Consider the following 17,002-nt stretch of genomic DNA (forward strand, 5'->3'; position numbering starts at 1 on the left):
GGGCCGACGTATGCCCTGATCGACCCGGTGCCAGTTCAAGACGGAAGTTGACGACCGCTGACATCCCGGTGGCTCACAGTAGTAGAGGCTGGCCGTCTCAGTATATCCGATTCTCGAACTGCTTCGACGATGCTATGGCTGATGTCTCTCCTTCAGTATTTTCGTCGCTTTCACACCTAACTCTCTTTACGATTGACCCCGTATTTTTGCTCAACGATGTCCATCGACCGAGATACCTTCGAGCAAACGAGCGAGGACGAACTCGAAGAACTTTCCGTCCCGGATCAGGTCCTCGGATTTCTCGCTGCCAACGATGATCGCGCGTTTAAGGCCCGCGAAATCGCCTCTCAGACCGGTCTCGATGAGGGCGCGGTCAGCACCGCGCTCTCGAGACTGAAGGACCGCGATCTCGTCGAACACAAAGCGACGTACTGGGCGATAACCGACGACACGGAGCGACTCAACGGATACAGCGGGTACGAACGAGCGAGCGCTCTGTTCAACCGGCGACTCGGTACAGAGGACAAGGAGTCTTGGCGTGAACACGCACCCGAGGAACCGCATCCGAGCGTCGAGGACGAACAGTGACCGAGAAAGAGCGACCGATTTTCGAGCGTGGCGACGTCGTTTACGGGGATGATCCGTTCAAAGGCGAGGAAGATGCTCGTCCCTGGCTCATTCTCTCGAGTCATGACGGCCGTCCGTTCCACGGCGAACAGTATATCGCGCTCACGTTGACGTCGAAATCCTGGATGGACGGCCTGATCGACATTCCTCGTGAGAGTTGGCTTCGTGGTGGGACCCCGGATGAGAGTCGGATTGTCCCGTGGGGAGTCCAATCGATCGACCACGAGGATATCGATTTCTGGCAAGGTCGTCTTGACAGCGATCTCGTCGACGAGGCGGTTGTTGGGCTCGTCAAAGAACTACACTAGCGGAGGCCCGTTGAAATTCTATTTATAATGAATCGGGGACGCGGCCACCTTACTGAGTACGGCTACCGCTGGGAGATCGAGAGCGGATACAAGTCGATCAAACGCTTCATGCCTGCTACCACGTCGAAGAATTTCGGGCTTCGATTCTTCTACTTCGCGTTCGCGTGTCTGCTGTATTCGATCTGGCGAGCGGTCGATCTGCTCGTCCAGGTCAAGTTGACCGGCGAGTATGAGCACTCGCCGATCGTGACGGCCGGTAACACACTGACGCTGCTGAAGAAGGAAACGGGAATCGGGTAGTGACGGAACTCTCCCCGTGGTCGCGCGGCGTCTGAGTGACAACGCTGCCGAAAGTCGACTAAATTCGCGTATATAGTTGTATTTCCAATAAGAATCGCCGTTTGGAGAGCAATCTGAGCCAGTTCCCGGTCACTGAACCAGCCGAAACCACGCATTACAGCCCCGCTCAACCCTCTGTAGTCTCAACTTCCACAGTTTCGGAGGATAGGCTAGTTTTGGATCGAATCGCCATCAAGTCGTGGTGATTCTCAGCAGTCGGGGATCGATTTTGAATCCTTACTCTCGAACTACCGGACGAGCGTACGAAATTGCGTGGATTTTGGCGCTGCTGAATACGGTTGTCACTCTTGAGCGGCGGACCCAGCGAGAGCTCAGCCGATTAGTCGTGCGGGATCAACGCCGAGGCAACGAGCTCAACACACTCACCCGCAGTAATCACAGGCGCGTAGTCCATTTCCCCGTCGACACCTGCTTTCAGCAGGAAGTCGGTCAGCCGCCAGATATTGTACAAGAGGACCGCGAACACGAAGTAGAATAGGCGAACACGGTAATCTTTCGAGGAGGTCTTCGCGAGAAAATCACCTTTGATCGATTTGTACTCACTCTCGATCTGCCACCGGCGGCTGTAGCGCTGACAGAACGTCTCGGCTTCCTCGGGACCGACTCGGAGATTTGTCGCGAAGACGGCCGTTCCCTCCCCACTCGTCGACGGCACGTACAGGAGTCGCATTGGATGCGATCCAGATTCCACATGGATAGAAGCCGACTCAACAGCCACCTCTTGGTCGTCTTCCTCCATTTGTTCAAGTACATCCCGTTCGGAGCTGGAGACCCGCTTCGGAATGAGGTAGTTCACATCGAGATTTGAGAGCGTCTGGAACACTTGTATCGAGTCAAACTCTCGGTCACAGAGTACTGTCTCGATTGGAACGTGTTCTTTCGCTCGTCGAACGAGCCGTCGCACAGTACGATGGATCTGATTCGACGGGTTCTCATCCCACTCAGAACTCTCTCGCACTGGTTCGACCGCGAGAACGAGCGGAATGTTCTGCCCGATGATCGAGAGCGTCGCAAATTTGAACGCTCGACCGTCTCTATCCTTCGTCCCGCTGACCATCGGCATGTCCTCAACGTCCCCATAATAGGGGATAGTCGTGATATCGATCGCAGCGGTAACCGGCCGACGGAACGATGTTTCAGAGGCGATCACGGAGAGTAAGCGATCCATCGTCTCATTGTACCCGTTCATAAGCCCTTCAGGATTGAACTGTTTGACAGCGCGGAGATGGGTGTCGCCGTGGGGTCCATACTCTTCACCACGACGGTACTGGAAGCGAGTCGCTCCCTGTGCGGTGCCACAGTGAACCATCCCCATGAACGTCTGTAGCTCAAAAAATTGTGTGTCCTCGTACGAGGCGTTCGACGCCCGACCAGAGTCGAAGTGTCCAAATGCGTGATCACGCGCGAGGCGCGTTGTCTGAACAATCTCTTCCTGTGAGAAGGATTCGTCTTCTACTGAGTCTGCGGCTTCCTCAGTATCGTTGAGGATCTCTGCCTTTGGCCGAACCTCGGGCGCTGAAATGTCGCGATCGTGGACTTCCTTGATGACGAAGTGGGCGGCAGCGTGGATGTATTCGTGAACGGCGTTGTCGAATCGATTCCGCCACGCCCGCGAGAATGCTGATTCGTCAGGAACACGGCCGAATCCGAAGATTGTGGTGGCTTCGGGTTGTCGCGTCAATCGACGTGTGAAGGCTGCGTAGGAGTCGCCTGTGATCTCCATGAAAATGAACGAGAGCACCATCGCGCGAAAGGAAAGCGGGGCAGGATGCCACGCTGGATACTCGTCTTCGATGGCATCGATTGATTGATCGAGACGCTCGAACGCGGTGACGAGGTCAGTTTCAGGGAGATTATTTCGGATAGCTATCCCAATCTGATACGCTTCGCACAGATAGCGCACTCGTGGACTCTCACGAGGATGCGAACCGCCAGAACCACTCATGCGAGGTATTGGGAAAGATTACAAAATCAACGCTTCGGAGCTTGGTAAGGGTTTGTGGATAGTCTATAATTCAGCTGCTGAGGTCTATAACTAAACCTTCGTGTCCGTGTTCGTGCTGTACAACGTTTGGCGGCTCGTGGACTTGTTGGTCAAACTCGTCATTAATGGCGAGAACTCGACATAGGCACCGCGTGTGGACGCGAACCAAGTCTTGACAGTGGCAAAAAGTACTACAGTCTCGACTCGCCGGACTAACGACAGATGTCGTTGCGTGTCTACTGCCTGCTGAGCGGCGGCACTGTTTGTTGACCGCTTCTGAATCAGAGTTATCACACCCTCGTTCTCGACGAGTACGTCGTCGAAGGACACGTCCCTGACGAGGTCATCGCGGCAATGCTCAACGAAAACCCGGCGATCGACGGCATCTCGTTGCCCGGGATGTCGGCCGGGTCGCCGGGGATGGGCGGGACGAAGTCCGGCTCGTTCACCGCCTACGCACTCGGTGGCGGGAAGACAGGTGAGGTGTACGCCGAAATATAGGTGCCTGATCGAGTGAGCACCTGGTCAAGATACTTTGGGACGGCGGACGACGGTCTGAACGATGATTAGACGACTCCTCCACGACATCGGATATGTGATCGCATATGTTCTCTTTGTCGGCGCGAATACACAGGAATCGGTCGTCAAGCGTCTCCGCGTGGCGTACCGAATCGTCGGCGTCCGGATCGTCGAGACGCCGCAAGTCGATTCAGTTGAGCGGACGATCTTCCTGTGTCCATACCGGAATTTGGCTGCCAACTGGTTTGGTGAGAAGTGGATTTGTCACGACATTCTCGACCGCGTTGACGACGGATACGTGACGTATCTCCGCCGGCACAAAGGAATCGACTACCAGCGCCCCCGCGGGTGTACCGACCTCGCATACTGCGACGAATCCGAGTACTGTTACTCGGAGGTTTCCGAACTCGAGTAGGTTACCGATGGACCAGTCCCCTCTCCGCGAGCGAATCACCGACCAGTTCTCGTATCCAGGCGAGCGAGCCGACATCTGGCGAGCGTTCGACCTGCTGCTCGAGACTGACGCGTTCCTCAACCTCGGCTACTCCGAGTGGTACCAGCCGCACGTCGTCGGATCGAGTCAGCGCCGCCTCGTCACGGAAGTCGGAGCGAGGCTCGCGTCGTACCTACCCGCCACGGATGGCGTTCGCCTCCTCGATGTTGGCTGTGGCCGGGGCGGTCCGGCGATCCATCTTGCCGATCAGTTCGGTTTCCGCGTTACCGGACTGGACCTCGTTCCGTACAACATCACGCGAGCAACCGAGAACGCACGCAGGAAGCACGTCAAGCCCGAGTTCGTCGTCGGCGATTCGACACAGCTCCCGTTCACGACAGATTCGTTCACCGCGTGTACAGCCATCGACGCGCTCGTCTATCTCCCCGACCGGAACAGTGTCTTCGCCGCGGTCGCGGATGTTCTCGAACTAGCAGGGGTTTTCGTCCTCTCTGACCTCATGATGCAGTCCGACATGAGCGAGACGGAACGAGCGTTCGTTGATTCGTTTGCAGCGACGTGGGATATGCCGTCAGTCGGCACTGTCGAGCAATACAACGCCGCGCTCGACGATGCGGGATTCGAACTCGAAGCGGTCGAAGACATCACGCGACACAGTGTCGGGCAGTTCCGGAAGTGGACGACGCTGTACCTCCAACTCCTCAGGACTCCGGTTCGCTCGCTTCTCGTACGACTGTTGCGAGCGTACGACCTCGATCCATCGGCCATCACCGAGCAGGTACGGGCTGCCCATCACGCGCTGCCGTTCCTCCAGCACGTCATCATCGTTGCAAAGACGCGATTTCGTCGCCACTTACACAAGCTGAGAGAGTATCGAGGCCTCGCGTCGGCGTTTGAGCGTTCCACGGACGATTGGAACGACCTGCGGGATGGTCTCCAGTCGCGTGTAATCGACGAGTTCGAATCGCTCGTCGTCCCGGAATATCTCGTGGGTGTTGCGATTCAGGTGACAACCGCCAGCGACAGTGTGCCATGCAGGCGCGAGTACGTCGTGGGCGATACCCACGGGGCCCTCCCCGCGGACGTGCTCGAGGAACCGGAACTCGCCACCTGGCTTCAGTACCCGTGCAACCTCGGAGAGCGCAGTATCGAAACCGGGGATGGTGCAGAACACGAGTGATGCGATGACGACATCGAACGAGTCGTCCGCGAACGGGAGTGTTTCCGCCCCGGCACTCTCTATCTCGATATCGAGTCCCAGTTCGCGAGCTCGTTCGACTGCTTGCCGGCGCATGTGGGGGTCTGGCTCAATCGCGAACAGCGTGAGATCGTCACCACCAGTAGCGGCTTCTGCGAAGTACGGAAACATCGCGCCCGTCCCCGTCCCGAGATCCAGAACATGCCCGGACAAGTCGTCCACGAGGTAGCGTCGATGGTCGGCAAGTACGATTCGCTCCGCTGGTTTCATCACCGGATCGTACAGTCGTGCGAACATCGGATGAGACGGGTCAGTCATCTGTTTTCCTCCCGTTCAGTTTCTGAGATATTTCTTGCATGTTTTGACTTAGTGCCATGTCCATGTGTTGCGTACCACTGCGACTCGGGCCACTGGAAACCGCCTTCACGGTAGACATCGAAAACGCCCCGCTCGATGTCGTCTCGTATGATGTCAGCGGTCGTCTCGTCGACGCTCACGAAGTGACACAGCGGGTGGCCCGGATATGCGACTGCATTTTCAAGGATCCCCACGACGAGGCCAGTCGACGGCGCACGAACGACTTCGACTTCGTCTTTGAAGTGATCAGAAATCGTGAACAGCGGTTCGCCATCTTCAACGAGGGGGTGTGGGCCCCACTTCATCTCGACGAGCCCACCAGTGTCGGCGCGGAGCCACGTCTTCTCACCATCACGGGCGATGACGCGTGTCCAGCCGGGCCAGGAAACCGGTTGGTTGGGAAGCACCTCGTGTTCGGCGAGGACGCTCGCGACGCAGTGGAGCGCTCGGTCGAGGTGCGCGGTCTGGAATCGATGGGCGCGCCCCATCTCGACCGTGACCGTGGGGATACCGTCCTGACAGGCCACGCGTCGGAGTGTCCCTCCTGAACCCTCGCCGTCGAGGATGACGCTCGTGCCGAACGCGCGGGCGAGTCGTTCGACAGCGGGGTCGTTCATGTCGGCGCGGACGTGATACATTGTCGTTCGGTTGCGCGTCGACGTGTGGAAGTCGAGACCGAAGTCACACTTCGAAACGAATTCCTCGTAGATGGCGTTGGCGAGTCGTTTTGCGGTCGTACTCCGTGAGTTGCCGGGGAACGAGCGATTGAGATCTTCGTCGTAGATGGGGATATAGCGCTGTTGGGCGAGAAAGCCTGGTACGTTCAACACGTGCAGGCAGACGAGCGCTCCGTGAATGTCCTCGGGAGCGTAGTGGCCCGCGACCTCCTGGATTATTTTGATGCCGTTGAGTTCGTCGCCGTGAACTGCTGCAGTCAGAAAGCCTGTGGGTCCAGATCGTGTGCCGTTGATGACCGTGACCGGAATCTCAATCGGATCGTCGTTAAATGTCGTTCCGACGGCGTACCGGAACTGAACCTTCCTGCCTGAAGGGACCACGCGGTCCCCCACTTCGAGCGACTGGTGGCTGTCGACAGTCATGGATCATCTCTCCGTGAGGTGTTGGTGCGTTCCTGTGGTTTTTGTTGCTGGTTCGGACGACCGATGAATCTGGGAACTGACTCACGGTACGTTTCGTACGCTTCTCCGTACTGTTCGCTGAGCCACGGTTCCTCTGCGAGCGGTGCAAGCAGGAACCAAGCGATACCGATTAGGGCGAGTACCGCCGTCATCCAGGACCCAGCGAGAATCGCCCCGCCGACGAGCATCGCGATGTAGCTGACGTACTGTGGATTCCGAGAATACTGATATGGTCCAGCGGTGTTCAACTGCCCTTCGAGACCGGCACTCTCGTGGAATCCGAGCCGCCACACAGCCCAGAGCGAGACGGTGGCACCGACCAAGAGCAACAGGAGACTGGCCATCTGAATCAGTATCGATGGCCGGTACCAACTCCACAAGTCGAGATACGCAACACCGAACAGACTGCCGCCGTAGACGACCCAGGCAGTCCAGCTGAGCCAGAACGTCCAGTTGCGTGTGCCATGGGGCCAGAACCGGTGAGACTGGCTCTGGATACTCACGAGAAGCCCACAGAGAAGTATTCCTCCGGACAGGAGGCCCAGACCGAACAGCGATGTCGTGATGACGGGCATGGTTGTAATAGTAGGCTACGCAGCCACCGAGAGATCGACGTTCCGCAGTCTGCGCGCATTAATCGCGACGATGATCGTCGACAGCGACATGAACACGGCACCGATCGCCGGTGAGAGGAGGATGCCGATGGGCGCAAGTATCCCCGCTGCCAGGGGAAGCGCGAATACGTTGTACCCGGTCGCCCAGACGAGGTTCTCCTGCATCTTCCGGTAGCTCGCCTTCGACAGCCGGATGAGGCGGACGACATCCAGGGGGTTGTTGTCGACGAGGATGATGTCGCCTGACTCGATGGCCACGTCCGTCCCCGAGCCGATGGCGATGCCGACGTCGGCGCGGGTGAGCGCGGGGGCGTCGTTGACTCCGTCACCGACCATCGCGACCAGCTTCCCCTCTGATTGGAGTTGTTCGACCTTCGTGTCCTTCTCCTCGGGGAGGACCTCCGCGAAGTACTGGTCGATGCCGAGTTCCTCCGAGACAGCCCGTGCGACGTCCTCGGAGTCACCAGTCAACATCGCCACCTCGATGTCCATCGCGTGTAGCGCCTCGATAGCCTGCCGGCTCTCTTCGCGGATGACGTCCGCGAGGGCGAATGCTGCGACAACTTCGGATTCGTCGTGAACCAGGTAGATAACCGTCTCTGCGTTCGAGCCAGCTTCCTCCGCGAAGGCAGCGATGCTGTCGGACCGTTCGATACCGAATTTCTCAATCAGGTTCGGTCCACCGATATGAACCGTCTCTCCGTCCACGGTGGCTCTGACGCCGAGACCGCGGAAATTCTCGAAGTTCGAAACGCTCGCTCGCTGGATGTCCCGTTCCTGGGCGGCGTCCCGGATGGCGCGAGCGATCATGTGCTCGGAGTCACCCTCGACACCAGCGGCGACTTCGAACGCTCTCTCTTCACTCCAGTCACTTGCCGTCTCGACACCGACGACGCCCTGTTCGCCCTTCGTGAGTGTCCCGGTCTTGTCGAACATCACCGTGTCCAGATTACGGGATTCCTCCATGGCAATGCGGTCGCGGATGAGCATCCCGTTCTGCGCAGCTGTGGAGGTGTTGATCGCGACGACGAGGGGAACAGCGAGCCCGAGCGCATGGGGGCATGCGATGACGAGGACCGTCACGACGCGTTCGAGGACTGCAATGTTGAATCCGACCGCGACGACCCACGCGACGGCCGTGATAGCAGCGACAGCGAGTGCAACGTAGAACAGCCAGCCTGCGGCCCGGTCGGCCAAGAGTTGCGTCCGTGATTTCGACTGTTGGGCTTCCTCGACCAACCGCATGATACCCGCTAGCGCTGTTTCGTCGCCGGTCTTCGTGATGCGGACCCGGAGGCTCCCGTCCTGATTGACCGTGCCAGCGACGACTTCAGATTCGGGTTCCTTGCCCACAGGGCGGGACTCGCCAGTGATCATCGACTCGTCGACCGAGGACTCGCCCTCGACGACCTCACCGTCTGCAGGAACTGACGCACCCGGCCGAACGAGAACAACGTCGCCTTCGCCAAGTGTGGAGACGGGGACCTCTTCCGTATCCCCGCTTTCAGTGACGAGTTCTGCAGTATCGGGCATAAGCCTCGCGAGCTCGTCGAGCGCGCCGGAGGCTGCCCGGACCGACCGCATCTCCACCCAGTGGCCCAACAGCATGATGTCAATCAGCGTCACGAGTTCCCAGAAGAACGGCGTCGTCCCCTCGAGGAACAGACTCGCAACCGAATAGACGAACGCGACGGTAATCGCCAGCGAGATGAGCATCATCATCCCTGGCTCGCGAGTCTTCAGTTCGGTACGTGCCATCGAGAGGAACGGCACGCCACCGTACGCGAAGACGATCACCGCGAGAACCGGCGTGATCCAGACGCTGCCGGGGAACGACGGCGCAGTGTACCCGAAGACATCCTGGATGAACTCGCTGAAGAAGATGACTGGTAGTGAGAGTACGAGCGACACCCAGAACCGCCGGCGAAACATCTGCTCGTGACCAGTGTGATCCGTGTGTCCGCTATGATCGTCGTGTCCGTCCTCGTCGACGTCTGCACCGTGATCGTGCCCGTCGTGAATAGGCTCTGTCTCTGCAGAAGGTGGCGATTCAGTGTCGGCGTGATGGTGACCGTGTTCGGTGTCGTGATCGTGCTGTGCGTGTTCCTCCGTGGAGTCGGATTCAGTACGAGCCTCGTCCCCTGTCGCGTGAGCATCGTGTTCTGGGGAATGTGAGTGCTGCTCGGATGTCGCACGAGCCGTTGGACGCGCTTCTTCGTCTGCGTGTAACTGGCAGACTCGGCAGCAGTAGACGGGGCCGTCGGTCTGGGGAGATGTCTGAGAATCCGATACATCCGCATCGGATTTCTCGTGATTTGGATTGTTGCTCATTTATTGTGTATTGGTGCCGTCCCCCATGATTTAGTCCTGCCCCCGACATCGCGAAGGAGGTCAAGAAGATCCGGAGTCGAAGGAACGGCTGGGCCTCCGGTGACGACGGTTCGGTGGTTCTCAGACGTCTGCCGTATATCCAGCGTCTTCGATGGCCTGGACGAGTGCCGTGACGTCAGCGTCGCCGTCAACGTCCGCCTGCCCGGACTCGTGATCGGCGCTCGCATCAGTTACGCCGCTAACCTCCCGAAGCGCATCTTCGACAGTCTGTTCACAGTGCCCACAACTCATCCCTTCGACGGTGATGGTCTGACTCATATCCAATAATGAATAGGGGCTGTTGTTCTATGTGGTTTTCTGCTTAGAATCCAAAGTTTGTTAGGCCGTAGATCGGTGGTGTCGAAGGCATTTCGTGAGCAACAATAATGTATTCTGCGAGCCGAGGCATCGGTATGCGCAACTTGGATGAAACCGACCTGGAAATTCTCTCGTTACTGGCTGACAATGCTCGCCGCCATTCAGCGATATTGGTGAGAAGGTCGGTCTTTCGGGGCCTGCCGTTTCCGATCGAGTCAAACGATTACAGGAGGCGGATGTCATCAACAACTTCACGATCGATGTCAATCGAGCCCATCTCCGGGCCGGTGTTCCAGTGTTTATCCAAGCCGAGATCGGCCCGGGAGTACTGGAGGCAGCCCGTACCCGGGTTCGCGAGTCAGACGGCGTCGAACACGTCTTTACGACATCCGAGGGAGACCTTTGGTTCTACGCTCGCGTCGAAGCACAGAACATTCGTCGGTGGGTGAATGGACTCTTCGACGAGATCGAGATGACGGAGTATACAGTCACACTCGTCGACGACATCGAATGGACACCATCTGTCGATGGCGTCGAATTCGCGCTCACGTGTGCTGAGTGTGACAATACCGTCGATAATGAGGGGGAGACGACGCGAATCGACGGCGAGATCTACCACTTCTGCTGTCCATCCTGTCTTGCACGGTTCGAGACCGATACCAGCGATTAGAAGAAGGCGCATAACGGGCCTTTGGAATCCTAATTTTGTTGGGGCTCATACCCGGGCTCTCGTAACAACAAATCGTCTAAACATGGACCCCGTATAGTAAAACCAGCATGACAAGCCGAACAACCCATCTCGATATCACAGGGATGACCTGTGCCAACTGCTCGGCGACAGTTGGCGACGCGCTAGAGTCCCTCGACGGCGTCGTCGAGGCGAACGCGAACTTCGCCACCGACGAGGGCTCCGTCGAGTACGATCCTGACGAGGTAACGCTCGAAGAGATATACGAGGCGATCGAAGATGCCGGGTACGGGGCGGTGTCTGACACGGTGACTATCGGCATCTCCGATATGACCTGTGCCAACTGTGTACAGACCAATGAGACTGCCCTTGAGAACACGCCAGGTGTCATCGCAGCCGAGGCGAATTTCGCCACCGACGAAGCCCAAGTCCGGTACAATCCCGCGGACACGTCGCTGGATGCGCTCTACGATGCCATCGAGAGCGCGGGTTACTCGCCCGTCCGAGAGGACGGCGACTCCGGTGAGGACGCGCGCGACGCCGCACGACAGGCCGAGATTCGAAAACAGCTCCGACTGACGCTGTTCGGGGCAGTCCTCTCTGCACCGTTGCTGTTCTTCCTCATCGACAGCTATCTTCTCGGCGGCGCCTTCGTCCCCGAGACCGTCTTTGGCGTGGAACTCGGATGGGTCGAGTTCCTGCTCGCGACACCGGTGCAGGCGCTTCTCGGCTGGCCGTTCTACAAGAACTCGTACAATGCGTTGGTGAACAACAAGCGTGCCAACATGGACGTGCTGATCGCGCTAGGATCGACCACTGCCTACCTCTACTCCGTAGCAGTGCTACTCGAGGTGATCGCCGGCGGCCTGTACTTCGACACGGCGGCGCTCATCCTCGTGTTCATTACGTTGGGCAACTACCTGGAAGCCCGTTCGAAGGGGCAGGCCGGTGAAGCACTTCGCAAGCTGCTGGAAATGGAGGCGGAGACGGCTACCGTCGTCGACGAGAACGGCAACGAAGAAGAGATTCCGCTCGAAGACGTCAAGGTCGGCGACCGGATGAAAGTCCGGCCCGGCGAACAGATTCCGACCGACGGTGTCGTCGTCGACGGGCAGTCTGCCGTCGACGAATCGATGGTGACGGGCGAGTCCGTCCCCGTCGAGAAGGGCGAGGGCGACGAGGTCGTCGGGTCGACGATCAACGAGAACGGCGTGCTCGTCGTCGAGGCCACGAAGGTCGGTGAAGACACCGCCCTTCAGCAGATCGTCCAAACGGTCAAAGAGGCCCAGTCCCGCCAGCCTGACATCCAGAACCTCGCCGACCGCATCAGCGCGTACTTCGTGCCGGCAGTCATTGTGAACGCCGTGCTGTGGAGCGTGGTCTGGTTCCTGTTCCCGGAGGCACTGGCAGGCTTCGTCGACTGGCTCCCGCTGTGGGGGCAAGTCGCCGGGGGGCCGGCTGTTGCGGGCGGAACCGTCACGGTGTTCGAGTTCGCTATAATCGTGTTCGCCTCGGCAGTACTCATCGCGTGTCCCTGCGCGCTGGGGCTGGCGACGCCCGCCGCGACGATGGTCGGGACCACCATCGGTGCCCAGAACGGCGTCCTGTTCAAGGGTGGCGACATTCTCGAGCGCGCCAAGGACGTCGACACCGTCGTCTTCGACAAGACCGGCACGCTCACCGAGGGTGAGATGGAGCTGACTGATGTCGTCGTCTTCGACGGAGATGGCCAGCCTGTCACCGACGGTGGAGACCCTGCTACCGATGGCGATCCCGCGAGCGGTGCGAGCGGGACCTCGTCGGATCGGCGATCCGACGGCGGCCAACTGACAGCTCGTGACCGACTCAGTAAGGACGACGTGTTGCGGCTCGCGGCCAGCGCCGAAAGCGGCAGCGAACACCCGCTCGCCCGAGCCATCGTCGAGGGAGCCGAAGAGCGCGGGTTAGACGTCACCGGCCCGGAGGATTTCGAAAACGTCCCCGGTCACGGGATCCGTGCGACGGTCGGCGGGAGCGAGGTGTTGGTCGGCAACCGCAAACTCCTCCGCGACAATGATATCGACCCCGCGCCCGCGGAGGAGACCATGGAGCGCCTCGAGAACGAGGGCAAGACCGCGATGCTGGTCGCGGTCGATGGTGAGCTGGTGGGCGTCGTCGCAGACGCCGACACGGTCAAAGAAACCGCGAAGGACGCGGTTAGCGCGCTCCAGGAGCGCAATGTCGACGTGATGATGATCACGGGCGACAACGAACGGACCGCTCGTGCGGTCGCGAAGCAGGTCGGTATCGACCCGACCAACGTGCGTGCGGAGGTGCTCCCAGAGGACAAATCCGATGCCGTCGAGTCCATTCAGGCCGAGGGGCGGCAGGCGATGATGGTCGGTGACGGCGTCAACGACGCCCCCGCACTCGCCGTCGCACACGTGGGTACGGCGATCGGGAGCGGGACGGACGTCGCCATCGAGGCGGCTGACGTGACGCTGATGCGGGACGATCCGCTGGACGTGGTGAAGGCGATCCGCATCTCCGACGCGACGCTGCAGAAGATCAAGCAGAACCTCGTCTGGGCACTGGGCTACAACACCTCGATGATCCCGCTGGCATCCCTCGGACTGCTCCAACCAGTTCTGGCTGCGGCGGCGATGGCGTTCTCCAGCATCTCGGTGCTGTCGAACAGCCTGCTGTTCCGTCGGTACACGCCCGACCACGATTACGAACTGTTGGGGAAGCTCCGGTAATCACGCGTCGTTCCAGTCCATCATGTCCAATATTTCCCGTCGTGCGGTGTACGCGTACCTCGTCGAAACGGCCGATACTGAGCCCACCTACCTCCGAGCGCGTGACATCGCCAGCGACCTCGACGGGTCGCCGAAAGCCGTCGCACAGTATCTGAGCCAGCTTCAGGACGACCTCGCCGACGTCTCGCTCGAACAGTGGGGTCGGTCGAAGAGCACAACGTGGCGAGTCGAGGTGGACGAGTCGTGAGCACTGTCACACAGCGCGTCGAAACCGTCCTCCCCGACACGGGGACTCGCGAGTGGTGGGCGCTGTATCTGCTTGCCCCGGTCGTCCTCATCGGCGCAGCCCTCCTCGCATTTCCAACGCTCGTCTACGATCGGTTCGTCTGGCAGTATCTCTGGGGGCCGGTCGTCGCCGACGCCGCCAGCCAGCCGGTCACGCACGAGGGGATACGGGCCGTCCGGGGGTATAATGCCGTGAACACGGTGACCTATCTCGGTGCAGTCGTGTACAGTCTTCCCGGCCTCCGAGCGTATCTCAACCACCTCGGTGTCACGCTCGACGCGCGACTCGCATACGGGTTCGCGCCGATAATCGTCGCCGGCGGGGCGATGCGTGCACTCGAGGACATCGGACTGCTCGGTGACTACGCGGTGTGGTTCATCACCCCGTCGATCTATTTCGTCGTCACAGGCGTCACAGTCTTCGCGCTCGGCCTTGGCACACTCGTGCGCGACAGAGGCATCGGATCCATCCCGGCGACGGTCGGCGTCGTAGGGACAGTCTGGGGCGTCAGCGCCGTCGGATTGGCACTCTGGTACGGACTCTCGACGGCGACCCCGCTTCGCCTGTGGGTCCCCGTCGCGACGACGGGAATCGCCCTCACCGTGACTGCTCTCTACTACTGGGGGACGAGCTTCGTCGACGTCGTACACCTCCGGCATCCACTCTTCCTGCTGGCCGTCTTCGGACAGACGTGGGACGCCGCACAGAACCTCATCGGCGTCACGTTCCTCGGCTACTCGCCGAAGCTGGTCATCACGAACTTCGTGTATCAAGCGACTGGCTTCTCCGGATCGACGTTCGTCCTCAAACTCCTCGTGACCGGCGGAATCGTCTGGTACCTTGCGGACGCGAAAGACGAGATGAACCACACCTGGTGGTGGCTCATGACGTTCTTCATCGGGGCGATCGGGATCCCGATGGGCGTCCGTGGGTCGCTCCGGATGATGCTCGGAGTCTAATACCTGAACGATAGGGAAACGGATGATTCCAAACCAATACACCACGGTAGTCGCCTCCGTCACAGAGCAGTGCCCAGCCGTCGCTAAGATCGCTGATAGTGCACCTCTGGGACAATGCAATAGCTGGTCCCTCGATCACCGGACGTTCCTACCATTACCGATACGATGAATCAGACACCGACAGTTGCGATACTGGGTGGGGCAATGGCTGGGTTAGCGGCTGCAGAAGGATTTCAGAGGGCTGGCTGTGACGTCGAGCTCTACGAACGCCAGACGTACAACGAGAAACGCGTCAACTGTGGCGAAGCGATGACCGCCGCCTCTGCAATCCCCCTCGAGAAGACCGCAGAAAACGGGTTCATTAATCCGCTCCCAGAGATGGAAGTCGAGGTGTACGATGGCGTCCAGCCGGGTCGTCAGTGTACTGGACGCGGGAAGTTCACTGCACCGGACGCCTACATCACCGATCGTAACGTCGTCGAACAATCGTGGGCAGACCGCCTGACACAGAGAGGGGTAGACGTCAACGAGAATCAGTCGATCACACCGGCTGAGTTATTCGAGTTCGCAGACGGATACAATGTCATCGTCGACGCCACTGGCCAGCCCTCGCTCACCAGCAAGGCACTACAATCGACCGGCGAATACTCCGGATACCTCGTCGCACTCAACGCCGATGTCGTGGGGGACTTCAGCGACGTATACCCCAACAGCCAGATTATACTCGAAAATTACACTGGATACACGTGGGCGTTCACGAAAACACCGAATCGCGCCAACGTTGGAATCGGATGGGCTGTCAGTGACCGCCCGGACGACTACATGGCAGCGTTCAAACGTGCCTGTGAGCGCAATGGATGGCCCACGCCGACACAGGAACGGACAAACGTCGCGATTATCCCGGAAGGCCCAAGCCTCGATCCCCAGCGAACCTATCACCCCGACCACTCTATCGTGCGTGTAGGTGATGCTGCCGGGATTGCAAACCGGCTTACGGGAAAAGGAATCTCACAGGCCATTCAATCGTCGTATCTCGCAGCGGAACTGGCGGCTGAGGATCGATTGGAAGCATATCCGGAACAGCTGTATCGGGAAATGAAACCTGAATACCTGCTGGCAACGGTTATTCGATACTTCACCGAGACACGGCAGCCACAGATCCTCGGTAAAGCAATTCAAGCCGGCTCTGGAATGGACATCGAAGCTGTCGATCGCTCGCCGCGGGACGTATTGATACAGCTCGCACGACACCCACGGTTATTTGTTCAAATCTTCGGGAAACGGAAGGTACTCCAGCGGGTCTATCAAGCAGCGACCGATCAGTGGGAGTACACTTCGATACCGAACGGTGAGAGTCCGATCTCCGATTCCTCTTTCTAGTATGATGAGAGTTGTATCGGTGATGCAGCTTCTCACTCATCGTCTTCTGCATCGACAGAGTACGACAGTGGGAGTTACGTGAATCAACGGTCAGGGGCGGAAGAGCGAGTAAAACCACGCTTCGGTCTCTGGATGGAGGCCATCGCATACTGCATGAACCGCCATAGCTACTGATACTGCAAAGACGGCGTGGAATAGATGCGCCGGGACTGACTCGGTTAACAATGCACTCACACCAATTACCGCAGAGATAGAGGCGCCGACGCCGACTCTGAAAAAGAAGGCACGCTGAATTACTAGAACTGTGTCCTGATAGAGAAGCACGTAACAAAGAACTGTGAGACCACTAGTGATGAGTGTCGGGATCAGCAGGAGCAGCATCGAACTCATTGCAAGTCACTTCCCGAATATCCCAGCCGAGGGTGGATGTACCCTAACCCAGCAATCAGAGCCGTTACACCGAGTATAGCACCTGTTTCGACAGTTACGAGAAGATCGTGTGGAAGCGGTGTAAGTGTTCCAAGATGGGCGAGCCCGAACAGTAAACTTACGAGCGGGACTCCAACAAGTAATCGACCGTACGTTCCCTCATACTGGTGCCAGATTCCGAGCGTTTTCGCGGCTGTGTATCCGGTACTCACGAGGATGATACCGGTCAGAAGGACGTTTGGAACAATTGGAACCATGGGGAGTCTACGTCACC

General features: G+C 58.9%; 16 protein-coding genes and 3 pseudogenes. 12 read left to right on the plus strand and 7 right to left on the minus strand.

Going from position 1 to position 17,002, the window contains the following annotated elements; translation table 11 throughout:
* Positions 1-216: 216 nt before the first annotated feature.
* The 3 genes and pseudogenes from Hrr1229_RS17780 to Hrr1229_RS17790 form a co-directional block, all read left to right on the plus strand.
* Positions 217-588 (plus strand): helix-turn-helix domain-containing protein, encoded by a 372-nt coding sequence (locus Hrr1229_RS17780; protein ID WP_123115024.1) that lies wholly within the window; start codon positions 217-219, stop codon positions 586-588.
* Positions 585-935 (plus strand): type II toxin-antitoxin system PemK/MazF family toxin, encoded by a 351-nt coding sequence (locus Hrr1229_RS17785; protein WP_123115025.1) that lies wholly within the window; start codon positions 585-587, stop codon positions 933-935. Before Hrr1229_RS17780 ends, Hrr1229_RS17785 begins: the two co-directional genes overlap by 4 nt.
* A gap of 18 nt (positions 936-953) precedes the next feature.
* Positions 954-1,235: pseudogene (locus Hrr1229_RS17790) on the plus strand (transposase); the annotation flags it as partial.
* 379 nt (positions 1,236-1,614) lie between these two features.
* Here Hrr1229_RS17790 and Hrr1229_RS17795 read toward each other — a convergent pair.
* Positions 1,615-3,240 carry a transposase gene (locus tag Hrr1229_RS17795; protein ID WP_255212609.1) on the minus strand — a complete coding sequence of 542 codons (1,626 nt, stop codon included), beginning with the start codon at positions 3,238-3,240 and terminating at the stop codon, positions 1,615-1,617.
* Positions 3,241-3,555: 315 nt separating this feature from the next.
* On the opposite strand from Hrr1229_RS17795, the gene Hrr1229_RS17800 reads away from it, so the two are divergent.
* The 3 genes from Hrr1229_RS17800 (at position 3,556) to Hrr1229_RS18405 (ending at position 5,432) form a co-directional block, all read left to right on the plus strand.
* Positions 3,556-3,780, plus strand: coding sequence for a DUF411 domain-containing protein (locus Hrr1229_RS17800; protein WP_123115027.1), 225 nt, complete (start codon positions 3,556-3,558; stop codon positions 3,778-3,780).
* Positions 3,781-3,841: 61 nt separating this feature from the next.
* Entirely contained in the window at positions 3,842-4,213 is a 372-nt protein-coding gene (locus Hrr1229_RS17805; protein WP_123115028.1) for a hypothetical protein, read from the plus strand.
* Positions 4,214-4,220: 7 nt separating this feature from the next.
* Positions 4,221-5,432 (plus strand): methyltransferase domain-containing protein, encoded by a 1,212-nt coding sequence (locus Hrr1229_RS18405; protein WP_321169507.1) that lies wholly within the window; start codon positions 4,221-4,223, stop codon positions 5,430-5,432.
* Here Hrr1229_RS18405 and Hrr1229_RS18410 read toward each other — a convergent pair.
* The 4 genes and pseudogenes from Hrr1229_RS18410 to Hrr1229_RS17830 all read right to left on the minus strand — a co-directional run.
* Positions 5,391-5,768 (minus strand): annotated as a pseudogene (locus tag Hrr1229_RS18410) (class I SAM-dependent methyltransferase); the annotation flags it as partial. The gene Hrr1229_RS18405 and the pseudogene Hrr1229_RS18410 sit on opposite strands and share 42 nt — an antisense overlap.
* On the minus strand, positions 5,765-6,907 hold the full coding sequence (locus Hrr1229_RS17820) for a succinylglutamate desuccinylase/aspartoacylase family protein (RefSeq protein WP_123115029.1): 1,143 nt from the start codon (positions 6,905-6,907) through the stop codon (positions 5,765-5,767). The gene Hrr1229_RS17820 and the pseudogene Hrr1229_RS18410, both read right to left, overlap by 4 nt.
* The gene (locus tag Hrr1229_RS17825; RefSeq protein WP_123115030.1) at positions 6,904-7,521 is read right to left on the minus strand and encodes an isoprenylcysteine carboxylmethyltransferase family protein; all 618 of its coding nucleotides are present in this window, start codon (positions 7,519-7,521) and stop codon (positions 6,904-6,906) included. Before Hrr1229_RS17825 ends, Hrr1229_RS17820 begins: the two co-directional genes overlap by 4 nt.
* A 15-nt stretch (positions 7,522-7,536) precedes the next feature.
* A complete protein-coding gene (locus Hrr1229_RS17830) occupies positions 7,537-9,492 on the minus strand; it encodes a copper-translocating P-type ATPase (RefSeq protein ID WP_176329440.1) in 1,956 nt (651 codons plus the stop codon).
* A 33-nt stretch (positions 9,493-9,525) separates the two neighbouring features.
* On the opposite strand from Hrr1229_RS17830, the gene Hrr1229_RS17835 reads away from it, so the two are divergent.
* Positions 9,526-9,735 carry a hypothetical protein gene (locus Hrr1229_RS17835; protein ID WP_176329441.1) on the plus strand — a complete coding sequence of 70 codons (210 nt, stop codon included), beginning with the start codon at positions 9,526-9,528 and terminating at the stop codon, positions 9,733-9,735.
* Between the two features lie 276 nt (positions 9,736-10,011).
* Here Hrr1229_RS17835 and Hrr1229_RS17840 read toward each other — a convergent pair whose 3' ends face one another.
* A complete protein-coding gene (locus Hrr1229_RS17840; RefSeq protein WP_123115032.1) occupies positions 10,012-10,209 on the minus strand; it encodes a cation transporter in 198 nt (65 codons plus the stop codon).
* Between the two features lie 134 nt (positions 10,210-10,343).
* Between Hrr1229_RS17840 and Hrr1229_RS17845 the strand changes: the two are divergent.
* From Hrr1229_RS17845 to Hrr1229_RS17865, 5 genes and pseudogenes are all read left to right on the plus strand, one after another.
* Positions 10,344-10,932: pseudogene (locus Hrr1229_RS17845) on the plus strand (AsnC family transcriptional regulator).
* A gap of 93 nt (positions 10,933-11,025) precedes the next feature.
* Complete coding sequence (locus Hrr1229_RS17850) at positions 11,026-13,674, plus strand: copper-translocating P-type ATPase (RefSeq protein WP_123115034.1); 2,649 nt, start codon at positions 11,026-11,028, stop codon at positions 13,672-13,674.
* Between the two features lie 22 nt (positions 13,675-13,696).
* Positions 13,697-13,921: a hypothetical protein gene (locus Hrr1229_RS17855; protein ID WP_123115035.1), complete on the plus strand. Its 225-nt coding sequence runs from the start codon at positions 13,697-13,699 to the stop codon at positions 13,919-13,921.
* A complete protein-coding gene (locus tag Hrr1229_RS17860; protein ID WP_123115036.1) occupies positions 13,918-14,919 on the plus strand; it encodes a DUF63 family protein in 1,002 nt (333 codons plus the stop codon). Before Hrr1229_RS17855 ends, Hrr1229_RS17860 begins: the two co-directional genes overlap by 4 nt.
* 165 nt (positions 14,920-15,084) lie before the next feature.
* Entirely contained in the window at positions 15,085-16,299 is a 1,215-nt protein-coding gene (locus Hrr1229_RS17865; protein WP_176329442.1) for an NAD(P)/FAD-dependent oxidoreductase, read from the plus strand.
* A 90-nt stretch (positions 16,300-16,389) separates the two neighbouring features.
* On the opposite strand, the gene Hrr1229_RS17870 is transcribed toward Hrr1229_RS17865, so the two are convergent.
* Positions 16,390-16,680, minus strand: coding sequence for a hypothetical protein (locus tag Hrr1229_RS17870; RefSeq protein ID WP_123115038.1), 291 nt, complete (start codon positions 16,678-16,680; stop codon positions 16,390-16,392).
* Positions 16,681-17,002: the final 322 nt, after the last annotated feature.

The organism is Halorubrum sp. CBA1229, assembly GCF_003721435.2.
In the GTDB taxonomy this organism is placed as follows: Archaea; Halobacteriota; Halobacteria; order Halobacteriales; family Haloferacaceae; genus Halorubrum.